Raw genomic sequence first — 15579 nt, forward strand, 5'->3', positions numbered from 1 at the left:
ACTATTAAATACACATAAAAATACCGTAATTAGACATCAGTTTGTCTAAATACGGTATATAATATTATGATTTATCGTTAAAAACGACCAGGCACTTGTATTATTTTGAAGCTAATCGTTTTACAGAACCTTCAAAATCGATATCTTCCAGATTACTAATTAGTAATCCAATCCCTCCAGATTTTGAAGAAATTATATATTCTGTTTGAAATTTTCTGTCTTTTTTATACGCTTTTAAATATTTTAATTTTACAACTTTAGAAGTTGGCGTAAAGAAAAATCGACCATGAATTCTTTTGTATTTCACTTCTTGAATATTGGCTTCATCTTGTAATTGATCACTAAGCGATTGCACGACTCTAGCGGCTCTATGCTCATCAAATTGATAGAAGTCACAAGTATAAATAAATACGTAATTCTCTACATTTGTATCGTCAATAAAAAGTTCAAAATCTACTTTTTTATCTTCTACTTTTTTTAATTCCTGTAAAGCAACCGTTTTAAATTTAGGTTTGTCTTTTAAAGAATCTAATCTTGTTCTAAATTCTTCTGGTGTAGCTTTTACATAATCGCTTGTAAGAACAATCGTATTATTCTTAAATTCGATCTTATTTTTTGAAAATTTAGAGAACCCCTCCTTTTTTTCAGGAATTAGTTCACACCCTACTAAAAGTAGTGCGGTAATCGTCAATAGTAGAAATTTTTTCATAAGGCATTTGTGTTAAATTGTCTAACATGTATCTTAAGGGCATAAGTAATTGTCTTGCAAGATAATAAAAAAAAATCAATTTACGACCATTCAACCGGATTTTTGAGCACTTTAACCAATTTTTCCTCTTCACTTTCCGGTTTCGGCACATGATCATATCGCCATTGTACATGTGGCGGAAGACTCATCAAAATACTCTCTATCCTCCCATTAGTCCTAAGTCCGAACAATGTTCCTTTATCATGAACCAGGTTAAATTCTACATATCTACCACGTCTGATTTCTTGCCAATCTCTTTGTTCTGGAGTGTAAGATATTTCTTTTCTTTTTTCGACAATTGGTATATATGCGTCTAAAAAACTGTTACCTACCTCAGTTACAAAATCATACCAGTTTTCTATTGACATTTCATCATTTGCTTTACAATAGTCAAAAAATAACCCACCTATACCTCTTCCTTCTTCTCGATGTGCATTATAAAAATACTCATCACATTTCTTTTTATAAGTAGTATAAAAATCTGGGTTATGCAGATCACAAGATCTTTTGCAAACTTGATGAAAATGCTTAGCATCTTCTTCAAATAGATAATATGGTGTTAGATCCTGGCCTCCTCCAAACCAACTATCCACTATAGCCCCTGTTTTATCATACATTTCAAAGTATCTCCAATTAGCATGTACTGTAGGCACCATAGGGTTCTTAGGATGTAAGACTAGTGAGAGGCCACAGGCAAAAAAGTCTACATCACCTACATTAAAATAACTTTGCATGGCCTTTGGCAAAGCACCGTGTACACCAGAGATATTAACTCCTCCTTTTTCGAATACATTTCCATTTTCTATGACACGTGTTCTACCTCCTCCTCCTTCTGGCCTTTCCCAAAGATCTTCTTTAAATTTAACTTTACCATCAATGTGTTCTAACTTAGAGGTAATGGTATCCTGAAGTTCTTGTATATATTGATAAAATTTTTCTCTCATTCGTAAAATTAGTTTTATACTATTCTCACCACTGTGAAAATCTATTCTTTAATTTCTTTAGGTTTTTCTGAGGTATTATCTTTTATTGCTATCAGTTTCTTTTCTTCTAAAATCTTAACAGTTTCTGTGGAGGCTGCTACTACAGAAATAGGTAAGGTGATGATAAATCCTAATATTGGTATAAAGAGCATCAATACAAATACGATTCCGTTACCGATAGCTACTCCTCTGTTTTTTCTTACAAACTGAATGCTTTCTTTGTAGTTAAAATGGCGCTCCATAGTATAATCCATATTACCAAACCCTACATAATAGGCTTGTATTAGAAAGATCAATATGGTAAATACAATTCCTATCACAGGTATAAAACTTAGAATAACCAGTGGAATCATAAACAATAATTCTTTGGATAAGTTTCGTAGGTTAATCCGAATACCCCTTAATAGTTGTTGTCTAAAAGAAGTCTCACGATGTACATGTTCTGTTTGGCCTAAAAGGTGGTTTTCTACCTTTTCTGAAACAGGACTCATAAATGGGGCAGATAATGCCATTACTATATGCTTGTATAATATCAACCCTAAAACTAATATCAAAAAGCCTCCTAAGTATGTGCTAATGGTTGCAAAAGTCTCTGCTCCCCATTCCCATACCCAAATTTGTGATATGAACGCACCAAGATTATCTGAAAAGAAGTATGCCAGTGCTACAAAAGATAATCCTGTAACAACACTAATTAAGATAGGAATTGCAAAATATTTCCATAACCCAAGTTGTGAAATGAGTTTAAATGTTCCAAAATAAGCTTTGATTCCGTTGAAAATGTTCTTGAACATAAATAACTATTTTTGATACTGAAATAAATCCAGTACAGATTGATCATTTACTTTTATAAGTACACTTTTAGTAAATTTTGTTTCAATATTCACTAAATGCTTTATTAATCTTCCGAAAGATAAACCAAATCCTTTTTATGATCTAGTATACTATCTATCTCAATTATTTTTTTAGCATTTTTTGTGTTTTCTTTTAAAACGGCTATCATTTCTTCTTCAGAATTATCAATCATAGCATAGAAAATAGCTCTTCCAATTTCATTATTATGTAAATCCATTGCAGTTTCTAATGGATCATTAGGCGCCAGTTTTTCGTGTAGATCAGTTATTTTTTTGGCCCAGATTATAGATTTTTCTCTGCTTTTTGTAACCCTGAACGTTCTCTGACATATCAACAGGTTCCATAGCCCATGTCGAAAAGCGTTTGCTTTTCCGTTTTTATGATGCTTTTTTTGATATAGTAAATCACAAACCTTTATGGTTTGCCTAGTCGCTTTTAATGTTGGATAAATCAATAAAGGTTGTAAAATTAATATGCGTGCAAGTCTAAAAATTTGACGAATACTTAATCCTCTTATTACATTCCAGACATTCATACCTACATCCCATACTCCTTTACAGCATCTACAAATGCTTGTGCGTTTTCTACAGGTATATTAGGTAAAATTCCGTGCCCCAAATTAGCTATATATTTATCTTTACCAAAGGCATCAATCATCTGTTTCACCATCTTTTTGATATCGGCTGGTGGAGATAATAATCTAGAAGGATCAAAATTACCCTGTAATGTGATATTACCACCTGTAAGATATCGTGCATTACGGGCAGAACAGGTCCAGTCTACTCCCAATGCCGAGGCTCCAGAGTTTGCCATTTCCTGTAAAGCAAACCAGCATCCTTTTCCAAAAACAATAACTTCGGTTTCATCTTTTAATGCATCTACAATTTGTTGAATATATTTCCAGGAGAACTCCTGATAATCTACAGGAGATAACATCCCTCCCCAACTATCAAATATTTGCACTGCATTTACTCCAGCAGCCACTTTTGCTTTTAGATATGCTATTGTTGTATCTGTAATCTTTTGTAATAATTGATGCGCTGCCTTTGGTTGTGCAAAACAAAGTTCTTTGGCTTTATCAAAATTCTTAGACCCTTGACCTTGCACTGCATAACATAAGATTGTCCATGGTGAACCCGCAAAACCGATTAAAGGAACACGATTGTCAAGTTGCTCTTTAGTAAGTTTAATAGCGTCCATAACATATCCAAGTTCTTCATACACATCAGGGACAACAACTTGCTCTACATCTTTTAAAGATCGAATAGGATTTGGCAACCAAGGTCCAATACCGTCTTTCATCTCAACTTCAATATTCATAGCTTGAGGAATCACCAAAATATCACTAAACAAAATAGCTGCATCAGGGCCAATAATATCAATAGGTTGTACTGTTATTTCAGAAGCCAATTCTGGAGTTCTACAACGAGTAAAAAAATCATATTTTGCTTTTAAAGCTCTAAACTCTGGCAGGTATCTCCCTGCCTGACGCATCATCCATACTGGTGGTCGTTCTACCGTTTCTCCTTTTAATGCTCTTAGAAATAGATCGTTTTTTAGCTGTGTCATCTTATATATGTTATCCTAAATTAATAGGCTATTTTGTTTTTATATTTTTAAATAGATTCTGGCTGGAGTCTATACTGAGCGTAGACGAAGTGCCAGAAGAATAATTCATTTATTATTAAAATATTTTACAGCTTGAACTATCACATTCTCTACTGTAGGTTTATTTGCTATAATAATATCATTTGTATATTTTTTAGCTTCTGAAGCAGTTGTACTTCCTATACAAAAGGAAATACTCTCTCCAATACTGTTTTCTGAAACGTAACTTTGAATTCCAGAAGGGCTAAAAAATAGAATCCCATCAAATGAACGGTTAAATTTAATAGCTGTTTGATGTGTCTTATATACTATCTGTTCATCCAGATGTACATTATTTTGGTTCAAATATTCTGGTAACTCATCTCTTCTCAAATTTCCACAGAAAAACAAAAAAGATTCACTTTTATACTTTTTTACAATGATTTCGGCTAATTCTATTGCATTTTGAGCAGTTTCTACCACATTTTGTCCATTTCCTTCTAAAAGCTTTTTGGTCGTTGCACCGACACAAAAACAATTCTGAATATTGATTTTAGCATTTTGAATTGCTTTTACTGCATTTTTGCTCGTAAAAATTGCATTTTGAATTTGCTGTTTGATTTCAACATTCAAAAGTTCGATCTGTATAGGGTCATATTCTACAAAACGAACTCCTGCATTAAGTAATAACTCTTTTTGAGGTGTGGTTAGTTTTTTTGCAGATAATATGGTTGCTGAGATATTCAATCTATTTCATTTCTGCTTTTATCTCCTTCATTAATTCTCTTCCTCCATTATTCAATATTTCCTGCGCGCACTTTTTACCAAAGTCTTGTTTATCACCAATATCAACCTGCTTGATCACTTCAATTTTGCGACTTCCATCAAGGCTAAACAAAGCTCCTGTAAAATCAATTGTTTCTTTCTTCATTACTGCCAATGCTCCAATGGGCGCTGTACATCCTCCTTCTAATTCTCTTAGAAACTCGCGCTCTATATGTACACAAATTTCAGAAGTACTATGATTCAATTTTGATAATGCTTCTCTACAATATGTATCTTCTTCTTTTGCAACTGCTAGCATCGCTCCTTGTGCTGGTGCCGGAATCATCCAATTTAAATCGATAAAATGTTCCGGTTTTAGATTAATGCGTTCTAACCCGGCAGCTGCAAATATAGCTCCGTTCCAATCACTATCGGTAAGCTTCTGCATCCTTGTATTTACATTTCCTCTTAAATCAACAACGGTATGTTTATTATATTTATGAAGCCATTGTGCTTTACGTCTAAGACTACCTGTGGCAATGACACCATCTTTTTGTAGAAAATCTAACCCTTTATGTACCAGAATATCATTTACATTTGCTCGTTCCAAAACGGCACCTTCGACAATTCCTTTGGGCAACGCTGTCGGAACATCCTTCATAGAATGTACTGCAATATCAACATCACCATTTAACATGGCTACATCTAACGTTTTTGTAAAAATTCCTGTAATTCCTAATTCGTAAAGTGGTTTATCCAAAACGATATCACCCATCGATTTTACTGCAACAATTTTGGTTTCATACCCTAAATCTTCAAGATATTTTTGTACTGTGTTAGCTTGCCAAAGTGCTAATTCACTATCCCTTGTACCTATACGAATTGTTTTAGCCAAGACTATTTATTTTGATGTAGTTGGAAAACTTTTTGAATCAGTTCTATGCTCTCATCTGCCGAAGTATGTTCGTTCTTGAGATGATTTGCAAAATGATTGGTGATTTTTTGAATAATTCGATTACTCACTATATCTGCATGTTCCTCATCAAAATCTGAATATTTCTTTCGCTGCAAATTAATCTCTGCTTCTTTTAACGTAATCAGTTTATTCTTTAGTGCTTTGATGGTAGGAGCAAATTTTCTAGTCTCTAACCAGCTATCAAATTCTGCTTTTATTTCCTCGATAATGCTTTCTGCTTGAGGGATGTGTTCTTTTCTTCTACGTAATGTCCTATCTGTCATTTTTGATAAATCATCCAGATGTACTAATGTTACATTTGGTAATTCTGTTACATCAAGAGCTACATTGCGAGGGATTGATAAGTCAAGAATTAATAATGGCTTATCAGAATGAATTAACTGTTTAGATATTGTAGGCTTTTGAGCTCCTGTTGCTACAATAAGAACGTCAGAATTCTTAATTTCTGACTGAATATTAGCATATTCTTTTACCAAAAGATTAAACTTACCTGCTATTTTCTCTGCTTTATCTTTGGTTCTGTTAATAAGAACAATATGCTCATTTTTGGTATGTTTAACCAAGTTTTCGCAAGTGTTTCTCCCTATTTTACCCGTGCCAAAAAGTAATAAATTCTTATCAGATACATGAGGAACTCTAGCAAGAATATATTGTACTGCTGCAAAACTCACTGAGGTTGCACCGCTAGAAATTTCAGTTTCATTTTTAATGCGTTTACTAGCCTGAATAACCGCATTGACCAAACGCTCCATGAAAGGATTCACCATATTCTCCTTTTTGGATTGTTTAAAACCATTTTTTATTTGACTAATAATTTCAAAGTCACCAAGAATCTGGCTATCCAAGCCAGTTCCTACTTTAAAAAGGTGTGAAACGGCGGCAGTATTTTTATGAACATACGCTACTTTCTCAAATTCTTCGACAGTACCATGTGTATGTTCACAAAGTAATTTAATTAACTGAAAAGGATGTTCTGCAAAACCATATAATTCTGTCCTATTGCAGGTAGAAATTACAACTAAAGAAGGAATTCCTTCATTGTTGGCTTGTCTAAGAATATTGTTTTTAGCCTCATCATTGATACTAAAGTTACCCCTAACTTCGGCATCAGCTTTTTTATAACTGAGGCCAATTGCATAAAAATATTTTCCTATAGCTCGCATTTGGGGCTCCATGTAAATCCTATTCCTTAATTTATTGAGAACAAAACTAATTTACAAATGCATTATAAAGTAACGCTAGAAGAACAATAAGTAACGGAAAATGGTATTTTTGACATTTTTTATATCAAAAACTCCCGAAAACCCTTATTTTTGTTATGATTATGTAAAACTCATAGCGATAGTTTAGATTAATTCTAAATTAAAAAAATTAGTAATTATGGAAATTGAATTGAAAAATAACGCTCCAGGGATTTTGGAAGAAACTCAGATTGAAGATGGTTTTCATATTCTAAAATTTCAGAACGAAACCAATGATGATCAGTGTGTTATAAGAGAAATCAACAGTAGTTATATTCAATTTCATTTCTGTGTAAAAGGGGCTGTAAAATTTAATTTTAACAATGGTAGTTATGCCATCAGTTTAACTGAAGAGAATTCACTTTTACTTTACAATCCTCAACGCGATTTACCAATGAATCTCGAAATGGAAAATGATTCCTGGTTAATTACAGTTCTTATTTCTATAAAAAAGTTTCACTCTTTATTTTCCAGAGAAGCAGACTATATTCCGTTTCTTGGAGAAGGTAATCGCGATAAAAAATATTATACCGATGCAATAATTTCTCCTGCGATGGCTGTAGTTTTAAATCAAATCATGAATTATAGCCTACATAAATCTATTAAACTATTATATTTTAAAGGAAAAGCTTACGAATTACTAAGTCTTTACTTTAACAGGCCAGAAAATGCAGATATAGAACAGTGTCCTTTCTTAGTAGATGAAGAAAATGTATTAAAGATTCGAAAAGCCAAAGAGATCATTATCGCTCGTATGGCAGAACCCCCTACATTACAAGAATTATCCAACGAAATTGGACTTTCATTAAAAAAACTTAAAGATGGTTTCAAACAAATCTATGGCGAACCAGTATATACATTCTTATTTGACTACAAAATGGAAGTCGCCAGACAACTATTAGCTTCAGGAAGTCATAATGTAAATGAAGTTGGACTAAAAGTAGGCTACAGTACGGCAAGTCATTTCATTGCCGCGTTTAAAAAGAAATTCGGCACTACTCCAAAAAAATATGTAATGAGCCTAAACTAATATTGTCATTACTAATTAGATATTACTCTTTAGGAATCCCAACACCTTTTTGTAAGGATACTATAGAATCATACATCCCCTGATCATCATCAGAGGCATCAGCCAAAACCGATACAAAATCAAATTGTTCTAGAAGTTCCAAAACAAAAGATAATTTCTCTTTTTCGACATCCACAATTATTCGTTTCATGTGTTTTTTTATTTTGTTTGTTAACCATCACATGGAAACTTTAACAATTAAAATAAACATTTAGTACACAACACTAGATATTATTTTAATTGAGTCGGTTTCATCTTTGCTTTTTAATCATTTAAAAATACTAAAAATAAAATTACTCGACTTTCAGTTTGTTACAATTTAACGTAATTATAAATTCTTCATACGTATCTTTACATTAATCTATTAAATTTCAAAGCTCTATATGCCTTCTTCTCCTAATTTAAAAGAAATCCTACAAGAGTTTTATACAGATAACAATTTTGGTGAAGATGGTAATGCCTACAATAAAATTGCATGGTTCGACTTCAAAGTGATAAAAATACCTCTTCCAAATCCAAAAGGAAGACAAGAAATACTCTATATACATGATCTTCATCATTTACTACATAATAAATCTACAAAATGGAGTGACGAAGTGTTTATAACTGGATGGGAAATCTCTACTGGATTAGGAACTCATTATATGGCTTGGGTATTTTCTTTTACAGCTTTTTTTATTGGAGTATTCACGTATCCAAAACAATTATTCCTTGGATTTAGTAAAGGTGCTAGTACAAAAGGAATTATTAGCCTCAATCTCAGCAAAAAAGATCTTCTTTCTTTATCTCTGGAAGAACTAAAATCTAAAACCCTAATTGACATTCATCATAATACAAAACCTTCTTTTTCATTAGTACTTAGGTTCTCTATATTTGTATTGATAAGTCTTATCATCTTTTTATTACCAATCCTCCTAATAGTTCGTATTTTTGTTTTCTGAAAAAGAAATACTATGAGTAAAGGAGTTCTCCTCGTTAATCTTGGGTCACCAGACAGTACTGACCCAAAAGATGTGAAAAAATACCTTGGTGAGTTTTTAATGGACCCCAGAGTAATTGATGTTCCTCTTTGGGCACGAACCTTACTGGTAAAAGGAATAATTCTAAATACCAGACCAAAAAAATCTGCCGCAGCATATAAAAAAATATGGTGGAAAGAAGGTTCTCCTCTTATCGTATTATCTGAAAGATTGCAAAAAAAAGTCGCCGATCGCACGTCTGTCCCGATAGGTTTGGCTATGCGTTATGGAGCAATGAGTATCAAAAAAGGATTGCAAGAATTGCATGATAAAGGTGTTAATGAAGTTATGATAGTACCTTTATACCCTCAGTTTGCAATGGCTACCACTGAGACTATTCTGGTACTGGCAGAAGAGTTACGGGCAGAGCATTTCCCCAATATGAAAATTACGGATGTTCCTGCTTTTTATAACAAACCTGAGTATATCGAAGTCCTTTCTGGCAGCATTAAAGAACATCTAGAAGGTATTGAATATGAACATCTTTTATTTAGCTATCACGGAGTACCCGAAAGGCATATAAGAAAGAGTGATATTAGTAATGGGAACTGTAAAATGGATGGAAAATGTTGCTTTAAAAAAGGATCAAAGCAACACGAGTTCTGTTATCGTCATCAATGTGAGATGACAACGGTGCAAGTAGCTAAAAAACTAGGACTTAAAAACGGAACTTATTCTACTTCATTTCAATCTCGTTTAGGTTTTGATCCATGGTTAAAACCTTATACCGATCGTACCATCGAACGAATGGGAAAAGAAGGTATTAAAAAAATGGCTATTGTAACTCCTGCTTTTGTTTCAGACTGCTTAGAAACATTAGAAGAAATTGCGATGGAAGGAGAAGAAATATTTCACGAAGTTGGAGGTAAAGAATTTACTACTATTCCTTGTCTTAATGATCGGGATGATTGGGCAGAAGTTGTAGCTAACTGGATTAATGAGTGGGTTTCAGTAAAAACCCAACTTGTATAATGGCAAAAGTCTCCTCTGAAGCCCTAGGAAATGAACCTATTGGAAAATTGCTTATCAAACAAGCTGTTCCTGCTTCTATTGGAATATTAGTAATGTCTCTTAATATTCTTATCGATTCTATTTTTGTAGGGAATTGGATAGGCTCTATTGCATTTGCTTCTATCAATGTTGTACTGCCTGTATCTTTTTTTATCGGAGCAATAGGCATGTCTATTGGCGTAGGAGGTTCTAGTATTATTTCACGTGCTTTAGGAGCAGACACTAGAGAAAAAGCTTTAAGAACCTTCGGAAATCAGATTTCTCTGGGATTTCTATTTATGGTTTCCCTAGTAGTTCTGGGACTAATCTTTGTTGACGACATTATTCCAAGATTTGGAGGGAAAGGTGATATTTTTGAACCTGCAAAGATTTATTATACCATCCTTTTATATGGAGTCCCTATTCTTGGATTTGCAATGATGGGTAATACTGTGATCAGAGCAGAAGGCAAACCAAAATTTGCGATGACTGCAATGATTATCCCGACGATCAGTAATTTACTTCTAGATTACATTCTTATAAAAGTATTAGATATGGGAATGCATGGAGCAGCTTGGGCAACCACAGGTTCGTACTTAGCATGTTTCTTATACATTTTTTGGTTTTTTTCTTCAAAAAACTCCGAGCTTAAGATTAGTTTTCGTCACCTTAAGTTACAAAAGGATATTGTTTCTGAAATTGCCAAACTAGGAGGAGTAACGCTCTCTAGACAAGCTGTAGTAAGTGTCACCTATTTATTGATGAATAATATCTTGTTTGATATAGGACAAGAAGGTCTAGTAGCCGTATATGCTATCATTGGGAGAATGCTTATGTTTGCTTTATTCCCTGTTTTTGGAGTTACCCAAGGGTTTTTACCTATTGCAGGGTATAATTATGGTGCTCAACAATACCAGCGTGTACGTGAAACTATAAATACTGCAATTACTTATGCAGCAATTGTAGCAACATTAGTTTTTATTGGGTTAATGATCTTTCCATCAGAAATTACTTCTTTATTTTTGAGTAACGATCCTAATTTAGCCCCTAAAGAATTAGCATTAAATCAATTTGTTTTATCTCATACTTCAACGCCCATGCGGTGGGTTTTTGCAGCTACCCCAATTATAGCCCTTCAGCTTATCGGTGCTGCTTATTTTCAGGCAGCGGGAAAAGCAATTCCGGCTTTACTACTTACACTATCCAGGCAAGGATTCTTTTTTGTCCCTTTGATTCTTATACTTCCAAAATTTTATGGGGAGCTCGGAGTTTGGATCTCCTTCCCCGTTGCAGATATACTATCCACAATTGTTACCGGGTATTTTTTAAACCGAGAAATACGAACAAAGCTTTCAGTTACAAAAACTACCTGATTTCTATCTGCATTTTATTCAACCCTTTGTCAATTAAATAGTCATAAAATTCATTTTGAGCTCCAACTTTGGCATGATGCAACAAAGTAAAACCATGAGGTCCTTTAGCAAAAATCAAATCTGGATACATTTCCAAAATCGGCTTTACCAATTCTATCTTGCCAAGCATTATTAACACAAAAAGGTTAACCCTGGCTCCTTGAGAGATTAAATATTCTGCAACCTCTTTATTGCCTACATGGCCAGCTCCTTCAATAGCTTCTTCAAAATCTCCATTTCCCCAATCATAACGACTATATATTAAATTGGGTTGTTCTGCCAACATTTCTTTTACTTTTTTAATATCCCCGTGACCTGCCGACACAAATTCTTTTACCAGTTTAACATCGACTGGATCTGGATTTTGTATAGATTCTGAGTAGATTAAATGTGGAGTTGCAGTTGCTAAAGCAATCCCTCCCAATGAGTTTCTAATAAATGTTTTTCTGTCCATCTGGTTTTTGTTTTAGTTCGTTTTTGTTGCAGCTTTACTAATAATCTTCCACTCTCCTTCAATTTTTTTTAGCAAAAAAATATCTACATATCGTATGTCTTTTCCTTTAGCCTTAATTTCGGCTTTTGCCATCGCAATATCATTTTCTTGATCTATAGATAATATTTTTCCAATTCGTCCATTAAATTTGCCTTCTTCTTTCTTTTCAAACCAAGATGCATACTCTTGTATAGGTACGATCCATAGTTTTTTGTCTTTATGCGTGAGGAACAAATTTGCTTCTGCATAAAAAGCCTGTTTAATAGATTCTGTTTTATTATATGAAGTCCCTTCAAGATACGCATTGATTGTAGTTCTAATTTGATCTTCTTCATTGGTTTCAAAAGAAGTTTTACCCAAAGGATATATTGGTTCTAAAACCTTACGATCTCTCACGACACCATTAGCGTCCTGATAAAGTAAGTATGAACCTCCCCATAACATTTCTGGAAATTTAAATATTTGAGTAGTCATTTCAGAAAAAGATCTTACGGATACTCCTGTTTTAGGATTAGATATCTTTTCTATAGCCTCTGAAATAGAAAACCACTCTGCTTGCTTCATATCTGATGGTGTTTTCAATATACCTCCATTCATCTTTGCAGAATAATGACTACGATATGATACTTCATTCTTAAATTCATATTTATATGTAAAAAGTCCCTTTAGTTGATGTTCTGATATTTTTAATCCAAATTTGGAAGCTAAACTATCAAGTGATTCTTTAATAGATTGTCTTGTATTATTCCTTATCCCTGGTGTAGACCACCCATATTCATTATTTTGTAATAAGACTTCATTGTTTTCATTAAAAATCAATAGACGTTGAACAGTATAATTGTCAATTTTATTTTTTTCTTGTGCTAAGGAAACCTGCACAATTAATAGTAATATAAAAGCTATTTTTTTCATTTCTAAATTTTAGTTACACACAAATTTGATTGGAAATCATTCATGAATAGTGACACTATTCTTTATCCGTACTATCTTACCCTGATCTTCATCGGTCAACATATAGAGTTTTCCATTTGGGCTTTGCGCTATTTTTCTTGAGCGCACTCTATCATCAACAAATAATTCTTCTGCACTTTTTATACTTTTATTTTCTATTCTAAATCGCCAAAGGCTACCTCCAGATAGTCCTGGAACCAATAAATCATTTTTCCATTCTAGAAATTCATCTCCCGTATAAAACATAAGTCCGGTTGGAGCCACGGTATGTTTCCAGTACCAAACAGGATCTGTAAAGGACGCTCCTTCAAGTCTGGGAGGAACATAATCCCGACTTCGATAACCACCAGTAGTAATGATTGGCCATCCATAATTTGCTCCCGGAGTTAACAAGTTGATTTCGTCACCCTGACGAGTACCATGTTCGCTAAACCAAATATTTCCAGTTTCTGGTTGTACTGTTATTCCTTGTGCTGCTCTAATTCCCGCTGCATAAATACCCGGAATAGCTGTTGCACCAAAATCTGGATTATCCTTTGGGATACTTCCATCAGAATTTATTCTATAGATTTTACCTCGTTTGTCTGTTACATCCTGAGCAATTGGTATTTTGGGTTCATCAATTTCTTTAAACAATCGCTCTCCCATTGTAATGTATAGCTTATGATCAGGACCAAATGTCATTCCTCCTCCGTAGTGAAAATATTCTCTTGTAAAAGGTCCAGCTTCTAGTAAGGTTTTAATATTGATTAAAGAGTCATTCTCCAGTACAGCACGAACCACTTTGGTAGCACTTCCTTTGCCTTTTTGTTTGGCTGCATAAGAAAGGTAAATATGTTTGTTACTATTGAAATCTGGATCTAATACCACTTCAAAAATACCCGAATTATCTCCTCTGTACACTACTCTTAGACTATCAGTAAGGTCTTTGGGAAATCCTTTTATGATTTCTTTCTTCTTAGAAATTAAATTTACTTTTAAAAGACCTCCATCTTTTTCGGATACTAAAACTTCATCTTCTGATAAAAAAGCAATACTCCATGGATGATTAAGACTATCAATTATAGTTTCTTTTACAGGAGATGTTTTTGAAGAAATAGTCTGAATAGGTTTTTCGACTTTACTACAACTTAGTGTTCCTAAAAGCAATAAGAGGATTACTCTGTTCATGTTTTTTGATTTTGAATTCTGACCGCAAAATCCAAAAGATGCTACTAAAAACCTTTAAAAATCATGATCTTTAAAACGAAAAAGATCTTAAACCGTACTAAATTGATTTTTGTACTGTGAAGGAGTGCGTCCAGTTTCAGATTTAAAAGCCAAATTGAAAGAAGTTACATTACCAAAGCCACAATCATATGCAATAGTAGCCATTTTCTCTAATGCATAATTGGGGTTAATCAGTAAAGTCTTGGCTTTTTCTATTCGATAATGATTTACAAATTCTGAAAAGTTTTTTTGCTCATTTTCATTAATCACCTGAGATAATTCTCTGGTAGTAACCGATAGTTTATCTGCTATGGTTTGTAGTGAAATCCTTGGATTCAGATACACTTCCCGATCTTCAAACATCTCCTTTACTTGCTGAAGTAATTTTTTTGAAGCAGTACGATCAATCGTTGATTTGCTATATTTTTCTAATGCAAAAACATGTCTTTTTAATAATAAATAGGAAAAACCATAAACCAATATAGAATAAAGAATAGCTCCTCCAATATAAAAAGGGATGAATCCTATAAAATTACTTAGATAAAAACACCAGATAAGACAAGCTCCGATTACAATCGTACGATACCATTTTAAAAGTTGAGGATTAGCGACTTTCCTTCTTTTATAAATGTAAGTCCAAGATAAAATAAGATAAATGGCCAGATGAAAGACTACCAATCCATAACTTAAGTAGGATTCGAAATTTTTGACATTGGGAATCAATTTACTGCATAGAACAAAAAGTACAAACGGAATCAGGTGTAGATAATGTAGCTTTGAAAAAACGGCATTTTTGTTTAGAAGTGCTTTTCCATAAAACCATAAAAACGGACCAGACAATAAAATTCCTGAAATACCAAGATTGCGATACCAGGGATCAAGAACCATATAATTATTAAAAACCGATTTGGTAATTCTTATGGTTAATCCCAATAATACAAATGCCAGAAATGTATTGGCTTTTCTGTTTCCTTTTTTAAGGGTAAACAAATAAAAACACAAGAATAGAGCTTGGGCTAAACCCAAACAGCTTAAAACAAGTATAAAACCATCTTTGACCATATTTCAAAATTAGGAATGATCTTATAAGGTAAGGTTAAAATTACGTGAAAATCTTTTGGAATAATTTTTAATTCCAGACTTTAGTGCCCCATCAAATCTACTTATTACAATTTTTCTAAAAAGTGCTAAGAGTATGTTTAAAAAGAATATGAATTGAAAATGAATAGTTTGAGGTTTTGATGAAGTTTCAAATGCTGAGCATATCGAGATATTTGAAGT

17 protein-coding genes are annotated in these 15579 nt (G+C 33.3%); 4 read left to right on the plus strand and 13 right to left on the minus strand.

Going from position 1 to position 15579, the window contains the following annotated elements:
• Positions 1–100 precede the first annotated feature (100 nt).
• The 8 genes from DK442_RS11475 to hemA form a co-directional block, all read right to left on the minus strand.
• Positions 101–709, minus strand: a complete 609-nt coding sequence (locus DK442_RS11475) for a hypothetical protein (protein WP_109436024.1) — start codon at positions 707–709, stop codon at positions 101–103.
• An 80-nt stretch (positions 710–789) separates the two neighbouring features.
• Entirely contained in the window at positions 790–1692 is a 903-nt protein-coding gene (gene hemF / locus DK442_RS11480; RefSeq protein WP_109436025.1) for an oxygen-dependent coproporphyrinogen oxidase, read from the minus strand.
• 41 nt (positions 1693–1733) lie between these two features.
• Entirely contained in the window at positions 1734–2525 is a 792-nt protein-coding gene (locus DK442_RS11485) for an EI24 domain-containing protein (protein WP_109436026.1), read from the minus strand.
• Positions 2526–2629: 104 nt separating this feature from the next.
• On the minus strand, positions 2630–3121 hold the full coding sequence (locus DK442_RS11490) for a hypothetical protein (protein WP_109436027.1): 492 nt from the start codon (positions 3119–3121) through the stop codon (positions 2630–2632).
• Positions 3122–3123: 2 nt separating this feature from the next.
• Positions 3124–4155, minus strand: a complete 1032-nt coding sequence (hemE, locus tag DK442_RS11495) for a uroporphyrinogen decarboxylase (RefSeq protein ID WP_109436028.1) — start codon at positions 4153–4155, stop codon at positions 3124–3126.
• Between the two features lie 105 nt (positions 4156–4260).
• Complete coding sequence (locus DK442_RS11500) at positions 4261–4920, minus strand: uroporphyrinogen-III synthase (protein WP_235010946.1); 660 nt, start codon at positions 4918–4920, stop codon at positions 4261–4263.
• A gap of 1 nt (position 4921) precedes the next feature.
• Positions 4922–5833 (minus strand): hydroxymethylbilane synthase, encoded by a 912-nt coding sequence (hemC, locus tag DK442_RS11505; protein ID WP_109436029.1) that lies wholly within the window; start codon positions 5831–5833, stop codon positions 4922–4924.
• 2 nt (positions 5834–5835) lie between these two features.
• Positions 5836–7089, minus strand: coding sequence for a glutamyl-tRNA reductase (gene hemA / locus DK442_RS11510; protein WP_109436030.1), 1254 nt, complete (start codon positions 7087–7089; stop codon positions 5836–5838).
• A gap of 205 nt (positions 7090–7294) precedes the next feature.
• Between hemA and DK442_RS11515 the strand changes: the two genes are divergently transcribed.
• The gene (locus tag DK442_RS11515; protein WP_109436031.1) at positions 7295–8185 is read left to right on the plus strand and encodes an AraC family transcriptional regulator; all 891 of its coding nucleotides are present in this window, start codon (positions 7295–7297) and stop codon (positions 8183–8185) included.
• A 22-nt stretch (positions 8186–8207) separates the two neighbouring features.
• Here the strand turns inward: DK442_RS11515 and DK442_RS28210 are convergent, their stop codons facing one another.
• Positions 8208–8375, minus strand: coding sequence for a hypothetical protein (locus tag DK442_RS28210; RefSeq protein ID WP_160114135.1), 168 nt, complete (start codon positions 8373–8375; stop codon positions 8208–8210).
• Positions 8376–8607: 232 nt separating this feature from the next.
• Here DK442_RS28210 and DK442_RS11520 point away from each other — a divergent pair, with 232 nt between their 5' ends.
• The 3 genes from DK442_RS11520 to DK442_RS11530 are packed head-to-tail and all read left to right on the plus strand — an operon-like array spanning position 8608 to position 11606.
• On the plus strand, positions 8608–9165 hold the full coding sequence (locus DK442_RS11520) for a hypothetical protein (protein ID WP_109436032.1): 558 nt from the start codon (positions 8608–8610) through the stop codon (positions 9163–9165).
• 12 nt (positions 9166–9177) lie between these two features.
• Positions 9178–10215, plus strand: a complete 1038-nt coding sequence (hemH, locus tag DK442_RS11525) for a ferrochelatase (RefSeq protein ID WP_109436033.1) — start codon at positions 9178–9180, stop codon at positions 10213–10215.
• Positions 10215–11606: an MATE family efflux transporter gene (locus DK442_RS11530; protein ID WP_109436034.1), complete on the plus strand. Its 1392-nt coding sequence runs from the start codon at positions 10215–10217 to the stop codon at positions 11604–11606. Before hemH ends, DK442_RS11530 begins: the two co-directional genes overlap by 1 nt.
• On the opposite strand, the gene DK442_RS11535 is transcribed toward DK442_RS11530, so the two are convergent.
• From DK442_RS11535 to DK442_RS11550, 4 genes are all read right to left on the minus strand, one after another.
• On the minus strand, positions 11599–12099 hold the full coding sequence (locus DK442_RS11535) for an ankyrin repeat domain-containing protein (RefSeq protein ID WP_160114136.1): 501 nt from the start codon (positions 12097–12099) through the stop codon (positions 11599–11601). The two genes, DK442_RS11530 and DK442_RS11535, sit on opposite strands and share 8 nt — an antisense overlap.
• A gap of 12 nt (positions 12100–12111) precedes the next feature.
• Positions 12112–13050 (minus strand): nuclear transport factor 2 family protein, encoded by a 939-nt coding sequence (locus DK442_RS11540; RefSeq protein WP_109436036.1) that lies wholly within the window; start codon positions 13048–13050, stop codon positions 12112–12114.
• A gap of 36 nt (positions 13051–13086) precedes the next feature.
• On the minus strand, positions 13087–14259 hold the full coding sequence (locus DK442_RS11545) for a PQQ-dependent sugar dehydrogenase (RefSeq protein WP_109436037.1): 1173 nt from the start codon (positions 14257–14259) through the stop codon (positions 13087–13089).
• 87 nt (positions 14260–14346) lie between these two features.
• A complete protein-coding gene (locus DK442_RS11550) occupies positions 14347–15288 on the minus strand; it encodes an AraC family transcriptional regulator (RefSeq protein WP_160114137.1) in 942 nt (313 codons plus the stop codon).
• Between the last annotated feature and the right edge of the window lie 291 nt (positions 15289–15579).

The organism is Aquimarina sp. AU119, assembly GCF_900312735.1.
Classification (GTDB): Bacteria; Bacteroidota; Bacteroidia; order Flavobacteriales; family Flavobacteriaceae; genus Aquimarina; species Aquimarina algiphila.